Source organism: Streptomyces sp. Qhu_M48 (assembly GCF_051305195.1).
In the GTDB taxonomy this organism is placed as follows: Bacteria; Actinomycetota; Actinomycetes; order Streptomycetales; family Streptomycetaceae; genus Streptomyces.
Genome location: NZ_CP195432.1, coordinates 2,037,767 through 2,052,944 on the forward strand (window position 1 = coordinate 2,037,767; position 15,178 = coordinate 2,052,944).

Here is a 15,178-nt window from a genome sequence, read left to right on the forward strand (position 1 = left end):
GGGGTCCCGGGCCGGCACCCGCCCTCGTACAGTGCAGCCATGAGCGATCACACGGTGCTGCACGTGAAGGGACGGGTGCTCGTCGGCCCCGAGGACGTACGGGACGAACTGTGGTGCGTCGACGGGCGGATCACCTTCGAGCGGCCGGCCGCCGAGGCGGTCACCGTCGAGGGCTGGGTCCTCCCCGGCCTCGTCGACGCCCACTGCCACGTCGGCCTCGACCGGCACGGCCCCGTCGACGAGGCCACCAGCGAGAAGCAGGCCCTCACCGACCGGGACGCGGGCACCCTGCTCATCCGGGACGCGGGCTCCCCCTCCGACACGCGCTGGATCGACGACCGCGAGGACCTGCCGAAGATCATCCGGGCCGGTCGGCACATCGCCCGCACCCGCCGCTACATCCGGAACTACGCCCACGAGATCGAGCCCGCCGACCTCGTGGCGTACGTCGGCCGCGAGGCCCGGCGCGGCGACGGCTGGGTCAAGCTCGTCGGCGACTGGATCGACCGCGAGGCGGGCGACCTCACCGCCTGCTGGCCGCGCGCCGAGGTCGAGGCCGCCATCGCCGAGGCGCACCGGCTCGGCGCCCGCGTCACCGCCCACTGCTTCGCGGAGGACTCGCTCCGCGACCTCGTCGAGGCCGGGATCGACTGCGTCGAGCACGCCACGGGGCTCACCGAGGACACCATCCCGCTCTTCGCCGAGCGGGGCGTCGCGATCGTCCCGACCCTCGTCAACATCGCGACCTTCCCGCACCTCGCCGACGGCGGCCAGGAGAAGTTCCCGCGCTGGTCGGCCCATATGCGCCGGCTGCACGGGCGCCGGTACGACACCGTGCGCTCCGCCTACGACGCGGGCGTGCCGGTCTTCGTCGGCACCGACGCGGGCGGCTCCCTGGCCCACGGGCTCGTCGCCGAGGAGGTCGAGGAGCTGACGAAGGCGGGCATCCCGCCGATCGACGCGCTCGCGGCCACCACCTGGTACGCCAGGGCCTGGCTGGGCCGCCCCTCCCTGGAGGAGGGCGCCCCGGCCGACCTCGTCGTCTACGGCGAGGACCCGCGCGCGGACGTCCGCGTCCTCGCGGCGCCGCGCCGGGTCGTCGTCAACGGCCGGGTGGCCGGCTGAACGGGCCCCGGGGAGCGGCGGCCCGGACGGGGGCGACGGACACGGCCGGAGGCCGGTCGGGCCCCGGTGGGGCGAGGGCTAGCGGAGGGTCAGGAAGGCGAGCCGGGCCTTCTTCTCCGGGAGGAAGACCTCCGGCAGGTCCACCTCGGGGAGCACGACCTCCGGGCCCAGCTCGAACCCGGCGCGCACCATGCGGGCGATCGCCTTCTCGTTGGCGGCGTCCGGCTCGACGACCACCCGGGTGTGGTCCCGCAGCACGAAGGCGACCAGGGCGGAGAGGAGCGCGCCGGTGAAGCCGGGGCGGGGGGTGCCGTTCGGCGCGATGAGGAAGTGGGCGCCGACGTCCCCGGGGAGCACCTCGTAGCACTCGCTCACCCGGTCGGCCCCGGGGTCGTACGTCTGCAGGAGGGCGACGGGCTCGCCGTCCAGGCTCACCAGGAAGCCGTGGTGGGTGGTGAGCGAGTCGAGGTGCGCGTAGATGTCCCGGACCTGCTCGACGGTGGTGCCGACCATGCCCCAGAAACGGCACCGCTCCTCGTTGACCCAGCCGTGCAGGACCGGGGCGTCGCGGTCGGGTTCGACGGGCCGGACGGCGACGGTGCCGAGGCCCTCGACCCGGTGGACGTAGGCGGCGGTCGTGGTGGTCATCCCTGCTCCTTGGTGAGGTACTGCCAGTCGGTGGTGACGGGGGCGAGTTCGCCCCTCAGCCACAGCGGAAGCTGGTCGCGGTGGTGCGGGTCGCCGGGAACGCCGGAGGCGCCGAACGGCACGATCCAGCCGCTCCGTTCGCGGTCGGAGAGGTCCCAGACGTAGCGGGCGGCGGAGGCGCGGGCGCTGCGGTCGGTCCACCCGGGGACGCTGGAGGTGGAGAGCACGCAGTCGTGGTCCCCGCCGAGCCCCGGCCACCGGTCGTCGTCGGGGTCGGGCAGCGCCTGCCAGGGCGCGAGCCGGTGCGTCGCGCCCCAGGCGGCCGGCGGCTCGCCGGAGGCGACCTCGTCGAGCGCCTCGCGCACGATCCGGTCGACGTCCCCGGCGGGCACCGGCCCGGCGACGAGCAGGGTCTCCAGGGCGTGGGCGACGCGCGGGCCGAGCGCCAGCCAGGGCCGGAACACCTCGGGGTACGGGGCGGGTTCGCGCAGCGCCGCGAAGGCCTCGTGGGCGGCGAGCCGCCGCACCACGGCCCCGCGCACGGCGGCGTACAGCCCGGCGTCGGTGCTGTCCGCGTCCATCCGCCGGTCCCAGGCGAGCAGCCGGTCCCGCACGGCGGAGGCGGCGGGGGAGAGGGGATCGCGGTCCCCCGGGCCGCCCACCCGTGCCACCGCCGCGAGGAGGCGGGCCGCCGAGGGGTTGTCGGTGTCGCGGTGGACGGCCGTCGTGGTCTCCGGGGTCCACTCCGCCGAGGCGCCGAGGAGCGCGTCGATCCGGGCCGCCCGGTGCGGCGGGGCGAACTCGACCCCCAGGGGCGCGGCCAGGCCCCGGGCGTTGGCCATCACGGCGTGGCCGGCCACCTCGGCGCGGGGCAGCGGCGCCGGGGCGGTCTCCCAGTCGTGTGCCGGGTCCCAGGCGGGCACGACGCGCAGCGAGTTGGCCCGGTGCCGTACGGGGACGTGGCCGGCCACCCGGTGCAGCAGACCGCCCCGGGTGTCGGCGGCCAGGACGACGTTCACGGGCTCGACCCAGCCGTCGAGGGCGGCGTCGACGTCGGCGACGGTCCGGGAGCGCAGCAGTGCGGGCAGGACCCCGAAACCGAGCTCCGCGGTGACACGGGGCGGGTAGCGCAGGGCGATGGCCTCCCAGGGGGCGGAACTCGCCGCCGGCTCCTCGTCGGCGCCGATGATCACCGGACCCCGGTCCGTCTCGATCACCTCGATCGCGACCGGTCCCCCGTCCCTGACCTCGATCGTCTCGGTGTGCGCCGCCGCCGGGCGCCACCCGCCGGGGCCGTACGCCTCCACTTTGCCGTCCGGGAGCCGCCGCAGCCGCTCCCGGTAGAGGTCCTGGTAGTCCGCCATCGCGTTGGTGATGGCCCAGGCGACCGGCCCGGTGTGGCCGAAGTGGGCGAGTCCGGGGATGCCCGGCACGGCGATGCCCACGACGTCGTACGCGGGGCAGGCGAGCCGGATCTGCTGGTAGACGCCGGGTGCCTCGATGAACCGGTGCGGGTCGCCGGCCACCAGGGCCGCTCCGCTCGCGGTCCGCTCGCCCGAGAGGAGCCAGCCGTTGGAGCCGGAGGTGCCGGGCCCGTCGGTCGCGAAGAGCTCGGTCCACTCCTCGCCGAGCCGTCGGGCGACCTCCTCGCGCCACAGCTTGGCGGGGAAGCCGGCGAACAGGATGTGGGTGGTGAGCCAGACGGCGAGCGGGGTCCACGGCTCCCACCGGCCGGGCGCGAGGCCGGTCTCCGCGAACTCGGGGGCGCGTCCGGCGCCCTCGGTCAGGCCGTCGTTGACCCCGTCCACGTACGCGCGGACCCACGCGGCGGTCGGCGCGTCCTCGCGTGCGAGCCGCTCGAAGCAGCGGCGGGCGGTGTCGGCGAGCCGGGAGCGCCGGGCGAAGGTGTCCCAGGCGAGTTCGGCGGTGCCGAGGAAGGCGGCCGTGGTGCCCTGGGCGCGGTGCCGTTCGACCTCCAGCTGCCAGGCCCGGTCCCGGGCGGTGACGCGGCCCTGGGCGAAGGCGAGTTCGTCCGGGTCCGCGGCGCGCAGATGGGGGACGCCCCAGGCGTCCCGGTAGACCTCGATGCTCACGGAGTTCCCGATCCCGTCCATGTCCTGACATGGCCTTCTGCCATGTCCACTGCGGTTTTCTTAGGTTAGGCTGACCTAAATTAACGTACAGGAGTTCAGGGGAGGGGATTGCCGTGGGTCACGGCTGGCAGGGTGCCGTTCTCAAGCTGTTCCGAGGCAGGGACTTCACGTTCACCGTGACGGGGGCCGAGCAGGTCACCGAGGACTACCGCAGGGTCCACTTCACCGACGGGGGTCTGCTCGCGGCCGCCGGAATCCATCCGACGATGTGGGTGCGCCTCTGGTTCGACAACGGCGGCAAGCCGCACCAGCGCGCCTACACCCTGGTCGACCCCGACCAGGAGGCCGGCACCTTCAGCCTGGAGTTCGCGCTCCACGACGGCGTCGCCAGCCACTGGGCCCGCGCCTGCGCCCCCGGCGACACCGTGGACGCGACCCTCCAGGGCACCGGCTTCGAGGCCCCCGCCCCGCTCCCCGGACGGCTGCTCGTGGTCGGCGACCCGGCCTCGCTGCCCGCGGTCAACTCCCTGCTCGACGCGCTCCCCGGCGTCCCGGCCACCGTCTGGTTCGAGACCCAGCACGCCTCGGACGAGGACCTGCCGGTCCGGCTCGACACCGAGCACCACGAGCTGCGCCGGGTGCCGCGCCGGGACGGCGGCGCCGACCTGGTCGCCCGGGTGAAGGCCGAGCTGCCCGGGCTGGCCGCGTCCGGCTCCGACCCGTACGTCTGGATCGCCTGCGACACCGCGACCACCCGCACCCTCGCCACGTACGCGCGCAAGGAGCTGGCGCTCCCCAAGGAGCGCGTCCACGCGCTCGGGTACTGGCGCGCGAGCTAGCCGCACCGGCCCGCACCGGCCGCCGGGCATGCCGACGGCGCGCACCGGGTTGACGATCCGTTACCCCGGTGCGGCGCCGGTCGTTGACACCCTTCTCGGCTCTCCCCGTGCGTGCGAAAGACGCGGGGCGCCCGGGAACGGTTGTGTCTAAAAAAATCGAAAATGAACACGGAAACCCCCCTTTGGAGTGAACTCACGTCAGGCAACTGTGGGTTCACTCTCCGTGCGTAAAGATTCCGGTGTCTCAAGTCGCCGAGGCCGCGCCGACCCACCGTCCCCGTGGTGAGCGGCCGGCGACGCCATGTCTCCTGTGGGGGTTCCACCATCTTGAACAGCAACACCTTCCGCCTGCCCGTACGCCGTTCCGCCGCCGCCGCGACCGTCGCCGCCCTGGCCGTCGGTCCCGTGCTCCTGGTGGCCCCGGCGGCGCACGCCACGGGCGGCGAAGGGCGTGCCACCGCCGTCGTCCTGCGGACCGGGCTCGACGTCTCCCTGCTCGACAAGACGGTCGACGTGCCGGTGCGGGTCTCCCTCAACGAGGTCAAGGCACCGCAGACGGAGAGCGAGACCGCGCTCTCCGTGAAGGTGCGGGGGGCCGAGGGCGGTCAGCCGATCGACATCCTCGCCGCCGACGTCGCCACCTCGCGGGCCACCGTGGACGAGAAGAAGGCCGAGGGGTACGTCAACCTGGTCAAGGCCCAGGTCCACGTCCCCGGAATCCCGCTGCTCTCGCTGATCGAGGTCCAGAAGGTCACCTCCAAGGCGCTCTGCGAGGTGGGGAGGAAGCCGGTCGCCGAGTCCGGCGTCCTCGGGCACGTCACCGTCTTCGGCAAGAAGACCACCCTCTCCACCGGCGGCCGGACCCAGGTCACCGTGCCGGGCATCGGCCAGGTCACCCTCGACCTCTCCCGTACCTCCACCACCTCGCGTACGGCGGCCGCGACCGCCCTCGAACTCAAGGTGGAGGTCGACCCGCTGAAGCTCGGAGTCGCCGAGGTCAACGGCACCGTGACGCTCGCCGAGGCGACCTGCGAGACGCCCAAGGGCCCGGCCCCGACCCAGAAGCCCACCGAGAAGCCGACCGAGAAGCCCACCGAGCGGCCCTCGGAGCAGCCCACGCAGAAGCCCTCGCCCGAACCGAGCGAGGCCGGGGGCGTCACGACCGACAACGGCGGCACGACGCCCACCCAGAACCTCGCCGAGACCGGCGGCAGCTCCACCACCCCGTACATCGCCGGCGGAGCCCTCGCGCTCCTCGTGGCCGGCGGCGGAGCCCTCGCGCTGACCCGCTCGCGCGCCCGCTCCCGGGGCTGACCGCAGGCCCGAGGGGGGACGCGCCCGGGGGCGCCGCGGGGGAGGCGTGAAGGGGTCCGGGGAGGGCGACGGTGACGACGTCGCCCTCCCCGGACCCGTGTGCGTACGGTCAGCCGCCCATCAACAGCGCCTGGTCGAGCGCCTGGAGGAAGCGGTTCGTCGTCACCCGGTCCCGGACCGCGATCCGCAGCCAGTTCCGGTCGAGCCCCGGGAACGTGTCACCCCGGCGGGCCGCGAACCCCAGCGACCGCAGCCGCTCCCGCACCGCGTCCGCCCCGTCGATCCGCAGCAGCACGAAGGGCCCCTCCGACCCCTCCACCGTCCGCACCTCGTCGAACTCCGCGAGCCCGGCCAGCAGATGGGCCCGCTCCACGCCGATCCGGTGCGCCGCGTGCTCGGCCTCCGCGAGCGCCGCACGCGACATGCACGCCTCCGCCGCCACCAGGGCGGGCGTCGACACCGGCCACAGCGGCTGCGCCCCCTCCAGGGCCACGACCGTCTCCGGCTCGGCCAGCGCGTACCCGATCCGCAGACCGGCGAGGCCCCAGGTCTTGGTGAGGCTGCGCAGCACCACGAGCCCCGGCACGTCGGTCCGCCCGGCCAGCGACTCGCGCTCGCCCGGCACCGCGTCCATGAAGGCCTCGTCCACGACCAGGGTCCGCCCCGGCCGGGCGAGCGCGGCGATCGAGGCGGCGGGATGCAGCACGGAGGTCGGGTTCGTGGGGTTCCCGATCACCACGAGGTCCGCGTCCTCGGGAACCGACGCCGGATCCAGCCGGAATCCGTCCTCCTCGCGCAGCAGCACCCGGCGCACGTCGTGGCCGACATCGCGCAGCGCCGCCTCCGGCTCGGTGAACTGCGGGTGCACCACGACGGGTCTGCGCACCGGCAGCGCCCGGGCGAGCAGCACGAAGGCCTCCGCCGCGCCGGCCGTGAGCAGCACCCGGTTCGACGGCAGGTCGTGCCGCTCGGCGACCGCCGCCCGCGCGGCCCGCTCGTCGGGGTAGGCGGCGAGCCCGGTGAGGGAGTCGGCGATGCGCTCCCGCAGCCAGTCGGGTGGGGTGTTCGTCCTGACGTTGACCGCCAGATCGATGAGTTTCTCGTCCCGGACCTCGGCGTCACCGTGGTGGCGCAGGTCGTGGGCGTCGGTATGCGTGTGCATGTCCATGGCCGCCGTCGCGTGGGGGGTGGGGATGGTGGGGGGTGAGCCAGGCTCGCCAGCGATGTACCCGTGAGTTCGGGGCAACAACCGTACGCCTGGGGCATCTTCGTTCGGACGAACCGGGACGCAAGCGGCGAGAGCGCACGTTACCCGCCGGGTTTTCCGCTTCGGCACGAGCAGCACGGCACCGGCGACGGAGCCGGTACGGACCTCGGCGCGCGCGGACGTACGCACGCCCGCCCCTGTCCCGTCCCCCGCGTCCGTACAGGCGCCCGCCCCTGTCCCGTCCCCCGCGTCCGTACGCGCCCGCGTCCCCCCGCCCTCCGCCGCCAGGAGCGCCGCCGCCTCCGCCACCGACGCCGTCCCCGTCGCGGCCAGCGGCAGCGCCGACGGATGCGGTACGGACACGGCCGCCAGCTCCCCGGCCGTGAACCCCCGCACCGGTACGCCGAGCTCCGCCGCCGCCCCCACGACGCCCGGCTCCGCCGCCCGCGCGTCGAGCGTGGCCAGCGACCGGACGTCCGCGCGCGTCAGCCCCGCCTCTCCCAGGACCTCGCCGACCAGGGCGAGCACCTCGTCCACCGGCGTCCCCGGCCTGGCCCCGACGCCGAGGTGCGCGGACGCCACCCGATCCGATACCAAAGGCCCATGGCTGTAGTCGTCGCGCTCGGCGCGTTCCTCATGACGCTCTTCGGCGGCTGGGTCGCACAGCGCGTCACGGACCGGCGCCACCTCGTCCTCGGCCTCGCCGGCGGACTCATGCTCGGCGTCGTGGGACTCGACCTGCTCCCCGAGGCGCTGGACGCGGCGGGCGACCAGGTCTTCGGTGTTCCGGAGGCCCTGCTGCTCTTCGTCGGCGGCTTCCTCTTCGCCCATGTCGTGGAGCGGCTCCTCGCCGTACGCCGGGCGGCGCACGGTGTCGGCGCCGACGAACGGGTCCCCCAGGTCGGCCTGACGGCGGCCGCCGCGATGGTCGGTCACAGCCTCATGGACGGCATCGCGCTCGGCGCCGCCTTCCAGGTCGGCGGCGGCATGGGCGCCGCCGTCGCGGTCGCCGTCATCACCCACGACTTCGCCGACGGCTTCAACACGTACACGATCACGAGCCTCTACGGGAACGCCCGCCGCAAGGCGGTCGCCATGCTCGTCGCGGACGCCGTCGCCCCGATCGTCGGCGCCGCGTCCACCCTGCTGTTCACCCTTCCGGAGGAACTCCTCGGCGGCTATCTCGGTTTCTTCGGCGGCGCCCTGCTCTACCTGGCCGCCTCCGAGATCCTGCCGGAGGCCCACCACGAACACCCCGCCCGCTCCACCCTGCTGTGCACGGGGGCGGGCGTCGGCTTCATCTGGCTCGTGGTGGGAGTCTCCGGCGGCTGACCTCACGCGACCGGACCGCCCGCGCACCGCTCGACGAACCGCGCGGCGGCCTCGGGAGCCCCCGCCCAGTGGGTGTGCACGTAACTGGCGTGCACCCCGCCCTGGACGAAGCCCTCGACACGCCGCTCCGGCTGCCGCAGCCCCCAGGCGGCGGACGCCCCGGCACCCGGCTCGATCACGGTGCGGTGGAACTCGTGCCCGCGCATCCGCGCCCCGGTGGGCGCGAGAACGCTGTCGCTCACGGCGACGGCGTCCCGGTACCCGAGCGTGAGCCGCTCCGACATCCGCGCGTCCGCGTCGAGCACCCCGCACATGGGCGTGCCGTCCAGCGACCGCGCCAGGTAGAGCAGCCCGGCGCACTCGGCGGCGATCGGCGCCCCGGAGGCGGCGAGTCCGGCGACGGCCTTCCGCAGCGGCTCGTTGGCGGAGAGCTCGCTCCCGTACATCTCGGGGAACCCGCCGCCTATGACGAGCCCGCTCGTCCCCTCGGGAAGCGCCTCGTCCCGCAGCGGATCGAAGGTCACGACCTCGGCGCCGGCGGCGGTCAGCAACTCGGTGTGCTCGGCGTACGAGAACGTGAAGGCGGCGCCGCCGGCCACGGCGACCCTCGGCGCGGGCACCACGGGCCCCGCCGCGCGCGGCCGCCCGACGACCTCCGGCGACCACGCCTCCGTGTGCGGCTCCGGCGCGCTGCGCGCCAACGCGAGCAACGCCTCCATGTCGCACCCGGCCAACACCTGCTCGGCCTGCGCCGCCACCGCGGACACCGCCGCCGCCTGCCGCTCGGCCACCGGCACGAGCCCCAGGTGGCGCGAGGGCGTCGCGACGGCGGGCGCCCGCCGCAGCACGCCGAGCACCGGCACCCCGGACTCCCCGAGCGCCTCCCGCAGCAGGTGCTCGTGCCGGTCCGTCGCGACCTTGTTGAGGATCACGCCCCCGATCCGCACCTCCGGATCCCACGACGCGAAGCCGTGCACGAGCGCCGCCACCGACCGCGACTGCGACGACGCGTCGACGACGAGCACCACGGGCGCCTTGAGGAGCTTCGACACCTGCGCGGTGGAGGCGAGTTCGCCCTGGTCGGCGGCCCCGTCGTAGAGGCCCATGACCCCCTCGATCACGGCCAGGTCGCAGCCGCGCGCCCCGTGCGCGAAGAGCGGCGCGATCAGCCCCGTACCGCACATGTACGCGTCGAGGTTGCGGCCCGGGCGGCCGGTCGCCAGGGCGTGGTAGCCGGGGTCGATGTAGTCGGGGCCGACCTTGTGCGGGGAGACGGCCAGACCACGGCCGGCGAACGCGGCCATCAGGCCGGTCGCGACCGTGGTCTTGCCCGCGCCCGAGGAGGGCGCGGCGATGACGAGACGTGCTACCACTCGATGCCCCGCTGGCCCTTCTGACCGGCGTCCATCGGGTGCTTGACCTTGGACATGTCGGTGACGAGGTCCGCGAAGTCGACCAGCTCCCGCGGCGCGTTGCGGCCGGTGATGACGACGTGCTGGTGCCCGGGGCGGTCACGCAGCACCTCGACGACCTCCGCGACGTCGATCCAGCCCCAGTGCAGGAGGTACGCGAACTCGTCGAGGACGTAGAACTTGTAGCGCTCCTCCGCCAGGTCCCGCTTGACCTGCTCCCAGCCCTCGCGGGCCTTGTCCTCGTGCGACTGCTCGCCCTCGGCGACCTCGCGCTGGATCCAGGACCAGCCCTCACCCATCTTGTTCCAGGTGACGGTGCCGCCCTTGCCGGTCTCGCCGAGCGCCTTGAGGGCGTTCTCCTCGCCGACCTTCCACTTGGCGGACTTGACGAACTGGAACACCCCGATCGGCCAGCCCTGGTTCCAGGCGCGCAGCGCCATGCCGAACGCGGCGGTCGACTTCCCCTTGCCGACGCCCGTGTGCACCATCACCAGCGCGCGGTTGCGGCGCTGACGGGTGGTGAGACCGTCGTCGGGGACGACGGTCGGCTGTCCCTGCGGCATTAAGCGGCCCTCCTGGTTGTCTGTCCTGCCTGTACGTCCTTGACGAGGCCGGCGATCGAGTCGGCGCGCAGCTCGTCCAGGGTGACGGCGGTGCCGCCGAGTTCACGGGCGAGCTCCCGGGCGAGCCCGAGCCGCACCGGTCCGGTCTCGCAGTCCACGACGACGGAGGCCGTGCCCTCGGACGCGTGCAGCCGCGCCGCGCGGGCGGCCAGCGCCACCGGGTCGGCGCCGCCGCCGGTCGCGCGCCCGTCGGTCACGACGACGAGCAGCGGGCGGCGCGAGGGGTCCCGCAGCCGCTCCACCCGCAGGACGTCGTGGGCCTTGAGGAGCCCGGCCGACAGGGGCGTACGGCCACCGGTCGGGAGCTTCTCGAGCCGGGCGGCGGCCGCGTCGACGGACGAGGTCGGCGGCAGCGCGACCTCGGCGTCACGGCCCCGGAAGGTGACGAGGCCGACCTTGTCGCGCCGCTGGTAGGCGTCGAGCAGCAGGGAGAGGACGGCGCCCTTGACGGCGCTCATCCGCTGCCGCGCCGCCATCGAACCGGAGGCGTCCACGGCGAAGAGCACCAGGTTCCCCTCCCGTCCCTCCCGGGTCGCCTGCCGCAGGTCGTCCCGGCGGACCACGAGGCCGGGGCCGGACCGCCCGCGGGCCTTCTGGTGCGGGGCGGCGGCCCGCACGGTCGCGGCCAGGTGGAGCTTGGTCAGCGCACCCCGGGGGCGTACGGAGCCGGTGGTGCGGCCGTGGTCGGTACGGGCCCGGGAACGGCGCCCGGCCGCGCCCTCGCCGAGACCCGGCACGCTCAGCACCTTCGTACGGAAGGGCTCGGAGGCGGCGACGGCGGCGCGCCCCCCGGCCCCGGCTCGCTGCGGCGCGGGCGCGGGAGCCTCCTCGGGCGTGGGGGAGTCCGGGACGGCGGAGTCCTCGTGACCGGTCTCCGGATCCGTCGCCGGCCCGTCACCCTGCGGCGGAATGCCGCCGGGACCGCCGCCGCCGGGCCCGCCGTCCCCCGGGCCGTCCGGCTCGGGGTCCTCGTCCGGGTCGGAGTGCGGCTCCTCGCCCTTGAACTGCTCCAGGGTCTCGTCGAGCTTGTCCTCGTCGAGGCCGGGGGCGTCGAAGGGGGAGCGGCGCCGGCGGTGGGGGAGGGCCAGGAGCGCGGCCTGCCGTACGTCCTCGGAGGTGACCTCGGTGCGTCCGGCCCAGGCGGCGAGCGCGGTCGCGGCCCGGGCCATGACGATGTCGGCACGCATGCCGTCCACCTCGAAGGCGGCGCAGGTCGCGGCGATCTGGAGCAGCACGGCGTCCCCGAGGGTCACCTGGGGCAGCAGGGCGCGGGCGGCCGTGATCCGGCCGCGCAGCGCGGTCTCCTCGTCGGCCCAGCGCGCGGCGAACGCGGCCGGGTCGTCCTCGAAGGCGAGCCGTCGCCGGACGACCTCGACGCGCTGCTCGGGCTCGCGGGAGGCGGCGACCTCGACGGTCAGACCGAACCGGTCGAGCAACTGCGGCCGGAGCTCGCCCTCCTCGGGGTTCATCGTGCCGACGAGCAGGAAGCGGGCCGCGTGCCGCACGGAGACGCCCTCACGCTCGACGTGGGAGGCGCCCATGGCGGCGGCGTCGAGGAGGTGGTCGATGAGGTGGTCGCTGAGGAGATTGACCTCGTCGACGTAGAGGATGCCCCGGTGCGCGGCGGCGAGGAGTCCCGGCTCGAAGGCCCTCACGCCGTCGGCGAGCGCCTTCTCGATGTCGAGCGCGCCGACGAGCCGGTCCTCGGAGGCGCCGACGGGCAGTTCGACCATCCGCGCGGGCCGCTCGGTGCCGGGCGCGGTCCCGTGCGGTCCGTCGGGGCAGCCGAGGTCGGGGGAGGCCGGGTCGCAGCTGAACCGGCAGCCGGCGACGACGGGAACCGCGGGCAGCAGCTCGGCGAGCGCCCGGACGGCGGTGGACTTGGCGGTCCCCTTCTCGCCCCGGACCAGCACACCGCCCACGGCGGGGCTGACGGCGTTGAGCAGCAGCGCGAGCCGCAGGTCGTCCATACCGACGACGGCGGTGAACGGATACCGGGTGCTCATCGGCAGGTCTCTCCTTCAGGTTGCTGACGTTCGAATGACGACGCGCGGCCGTCGGCGGCGGGTGAGCACCCGCGGGGGCCGGCCGCGCCCTTCTCGCTCACGGCGCTCCCGGCGGCACGAACGGCAGCCCCGCCGGAGCCCCCTCCTCGATCAGCCGCAGCAGCGCCCCCGTGTCCGCGTGCTCCTCGATCAGATCGCCCAGCCGGTCCAGCTGTTCCTCCCGCAGCGCCCCGAACGACGTGTCCGGAGCCGGTACGAACCGCCGTCCGGCCGCCGCCGCGACCTCCCGCAGGAACGCCCGCCGGAACCCGTCGCTCTCCAGGGAGCCGTGCCAGTGCGTGCCCCAGACGGACCCGACCCGGCAGCCGTCCAGGAACGGTTCCCCGCCCCGTACGTCCGCGATCCCGTGGTGGATCTCGTACCCCTCGACCCGCTCCCCGAGCGCCTCGCCGACCGGCCGGGCCAGCGTCTTCTCGCGCGCGAACCTGACGCGTACGGGCAGCAGTCCGAGCCCGTCGACGGTTCCGGCCCGCGACTCGACCTCGTCCTCGATCCGCTCGCCGAGCACCTGGAAGCCACCGCAGACGCCGAGCACCGGGCGGCCCTCGGCGGCGCGCCGGGCGAGCGCGTCGGCGAGGCCGCGTTCCCGCAGCCAGGCGAGTGCCTTGACCGTGCCGCGCGTGCCGGGCACGACGACGAGGTCCGCGTCGGCGAGCTCCTCGGGCCGGTCGACGAACCGGACGACGACGCCCGGCTCGGCGGCCAGCGCGTCGACGTCCGTGAAGTTGGACATGAGGGGTACGGCGCAGACGGCGACCCGCAGCACGTCCGCGCCGACCGGCGGCGCCACGACCGACTCGCGGACGGTGCCGCGCAGCGAGACCCGGAGGCCGTCCTCCTCGTCGATGCCGAGCCCGTGGGCGTACGGCAGGACGCCGAAGGTCCGCCGCCCGGTGAGGTCGTACAGCATGTCGAGCCCGGGTTCGAGCAGGGTCACGTCGCCCCGGAACTTGTTCACGAGGTATCCGGCGATCAGCTCCTGGTCCTCGGGCGCGAGCAGCGCCGTCGTCCCGAAGAACTGGGCGAAGACCCCGCCCCGGTCGATGTCCCCGACCACGACCACGGGCAGCCGCGCGGCCCGCGCTATGCCCATGTTCACGATGTCGGTGCGCCGCAGGTTGATCTCGGCCGGGCTGCCGGCCCCTTCGCAGATCACCGCGTCGTACGTGCTCCGCAGCTCCTCCAGGCAGGCCAGGACCGGCTCGAACAGCTCCTTCTGGCGCCCTCCGTGGTAGCCGCGAGCGCTGAGTTCACCGACCGGCCTGCCCATCAGGACGACCTGGCTGGAGCGGTCGCTGCCCGGCTTGAGCAGCACCGGGTTCATCAGCGCGGTCGGCTCGACGCGGGCGGCCTGCGCCTGCATGGCCTGGGCCCGCCCGATCTCGGCGCCCTCGCGGGTGACGAAGGAGTTGAGGGACATGTTCTGTCCCTTGAAGGGCGCGACCTTGACGCCCTGCCGGACCAGCCACCGGCAGATGCCGGCCGTGACGACGCTCTTGCCCGCGTCGGAGGTGGTCCCGGCGACGAGCAGCCCTCCGCCCCTCATGCGTTCCTCCGCTTCCGGGCCGCCAGGGCACCGATGATGATGCGGCCGCCCACACAGGCGACCAGGGTCAGCGCGGTCACCCGGCGCGAGAGGCCGACCGCCCGGTCGATGTCCGCGATCTCGACGGGCCGCCCCGCCCCGTTGAGCACCGGCCGGTGCTCGACCCGGCCGCCGTACGCCAGGGTCCCCCCGAGCCGTACGCCGAGGGCCCCCGCGAAGGAGGCCTCGACGGGGCCCGCGTTGGGGCTGGGGTGCTTCGCCGCGTCCGCGCGCCAGGCCCGTACGGCCCCGCGGGGGTTCCCGCCCGCGACGGTCGCGAGCGCGGCCGTCAGCCGGGCCCCGGGCCAGCCGGCCACGTCGTCGAGCCGGGCCGAGGCCCAGCCGAATCGGCGGTGGCGCGGCGACCTGTGGCCGACCATCGCGTCGAGGGTGTTGACGGCCCGGAAGCCGAGCAGGCCCGGTACGCCCGCGACCGCGCCCCAGAAGAGGGCGCCGACCACGGCGTCGGAGGTGTTCTCGGCGACCGATTCGACGACCGCGCGGGCCATCGCCGGTCCGTCGAGGGAGTGCGGGTCGCGGCCGCAGAGGTGCGGCAGCCGTTCCCGGGCCACCTCCAGGTCGCCGGCGGCCAGCGCCCCGCCGATCGCGCGTGCCTCCCGGCCCAGGGTCGTACCGCCGACGACGGCCCAGACGGAGGCCGCGGTGAGGGCCGCGGCGGCGGCCGGGCGGTTCCGCACGGCCCGTGCGGCGAGCGCGCCCAGGGCGACGGTGGAGCCGGCGCAGACGGCGGTGTGCAGGGCGCCCCAGCCGCGGTGGTCGTGGTGGAGGCGTTCCTCGACGGCGGCGGCGGCCCGGCCGAACACGGCGACGGGGTGTCCGCGCCGGGGGTCGCCGACGAGCAGGTCGACGGCGAGGCCCGCGGCCGCGCCGTACGCGAACACACCGGTGGTACTGCTGCGGCCGGGCATGGCGC

12 protein-coding genes are annotated in these 15,178 nt (G+C 75.0%); 4 read left to right on the top strand and 8 right to left on the bottom strand.

The features are described 5' to 3' along the window. Nucleotides 1-39 precede the first annotated feature (39 nt). Nucleotides 40-1,125 (top strand): amidohydrolase family protein, encoded by a 1,086-nt coding sequence (locus ACRRSS_RS09495; RefSeq protein ID WP_435970772.1) that lies wholly within the window; start codon nt 40-42, stop codon nt 1,123-1,125. A 78-nt stretch (nt 1,126-1,203) separates the two neighbouring features. Here ACRRSS_RS09495 and ACRRSS_RS09500 read toward each other — a convergent pair whose 3' ends face one another. Together ACRRSS_RS09500 and ACRRSS_RS09505 are read right to left on the bottom strand one after the other, a co-directional pair. Then, nucleotides 1,204-1,773 (bottom strand): GNAT family N-acetyltransferase, encoded by a 570-nt coding sequence (locus ACRRSS_RS09500; protein ID WP_435970773.1) that lies wholly within the window; start codon nt 1,771-1,773, stop codon nt 1,204-1,206. Continuing rightward, nucleotides 1,770-3,887: a penicillin acylase family protein gene (locus tag ACRRSS_RS09505; protein WP_435970774.1), complete on the bottom strand. Its 2,118-nt coding sequence runs from the start codon at nt 3,885-3,887 to the stop codon at nt 1,770-1,772. Before ACRRSS_RS09505 ends, ACRRSS_RS09500 begins: the two co-directional genes overlap by 4 nt. Nucleotides 3,888-3,979: 92 nt before the next feature. Between ACRRSS_RS09505 and ACRRSS_RS09510 the strand changes: the two genes are divergently transcribed. Together ACRRSS_RS09510 and ACRRSS_RS09515 are read left to right on the top strand one after the other, a co-directional pair. Further along, complete coding sequence (locus ACRRSS_RS09510) at nt 3,980-4,705, top strand: siderophore-interacting protein (protein WP_435970775.1); 726 nt, start codon at nt 3,980-3,982, stop codon at nt 4,703-4,705. Nucleotides 4,706-5,032: 327 nt separating this feature from the next. After that, nucleotides 5,033-6,019: an SCO1860 family LAETG-anchored protein gene (locus ACRRSS_RS09515; RefSeq protein WP_435970776.1), complete on the top strand. Its 987-nt coding sequence runs from the start codon at nt 5,033-5,035 to the stop codon at nt 6,017-6,019. A 109-nt stretch (nt 6,020-6,128) separates the two neighbouring features. Here ACRRSS_RS09515 and cobC read toward each other — a convergent pair whose 3' ends face one another. Next, a complete protein-coding gene (cobC, locus tag ACRRSS_RS09520; RefSeq protein ID WP_435970777.1) occupies nt 6,129-7,808 on the bottom strand; it encodes an Rv2231c family pyridoxal phosphate-dependent protein CobC in 1,680 nt (559 codons plus the stop codon). Between the two features lie 21 nt (nt 7,809-7,829). Between cobC and ACRRSS_RS09525 the strand changes: the two genes are divergently transcribed. Next, complete coding sequence (locus ACRRSS_RS09525) at nt 7,830-8,558, top strand: ZIP family metal transporter (RefSeq protein ID WP_435970778.1); 729 nt, start codon at nt 7,830-7,832, stop codon at nt 8,556-8,558. A 2-nt stretch (nt 8,559-8,560) separates the two neighbouring features. On the opposite strand, the gene ACRRSS_RS09530 is transcribed toward ACRRSS_RS09525, so the two are convergent. The 5 genes from ACRRSS_RS09530 to ACRRSS_RS09550 form a co-directional block, all read right to left on the bottom strand. Beyond that, nucleotides 8,561-9,931 carry a cobyrinate a,c-diamide synthase gene (locus ACRRSS_RS09530; protein ID WP_435970779.1) on the bottom strand — a complete coding sequence of 457 codons (1,371 nt, stop codon included), beginning with the start codon at nt 9,929-9,931 and terminating at the stop codon, nt 8,561-8,563. Next, nucleotides 9,925-10,533 (bottom strand): cob(I)yrinic acid a,c-diamide adenosyltransferase, encoded by a 609-nt coding sequence (gene cobO, locus ACRRSS_RS09535; RefSeq protein WP_351896619.1) that lies wholly within the window; start codon nt 10,531-10,533, stop codon nt 9,925-9,927. The genes ACRRSS_RS09530 and cobO overlap by 7 nt, the downstream gene beginning before the upstream one ends. After that, nucleotides 10,533-12,599, bottom strand: coding sequence for a putative cobaltochelatase (locus tag ACRRSS_RS09540; protein ID WP_435970780.1), 2,067 nt, complete (start codon nt 12,597-12,599; stop codon nt 10,533-10,535). Before ACRRSS_RS09540 ends, cobO begins: the two co-directional genes overlap by 1 nt. A 97-nt stretch (nt 12,600-12,696) precedes the next feature. Next, nucleotides 12,697-14,205: a cobyric acid synthase gene (locus ACRRSS_RS09545; protein ID WP_435970781.1), complete on the bottom strand. Its 1,509-nt coding sequence runs from the start codon at nt 14,203-14,205 to the stop codon at nt 12,697-12,699. Further along, a complete protein-coding gene (locus ACRRSS_RS09550; protein WP_435970782.1) occupies nt 14,202-15,173 on the bottom strand; it encodes a cobalamin biosynthesis protein in 972 nt (323 codons plus the stop codon). Before ACRRSS_RS09550 ends, ACRRSS_RS09545 begins: the two co-directional genes overlap by 4 nt. Nucleotides 15,174-15,178 lie beyond the last annotated feature (5 nt).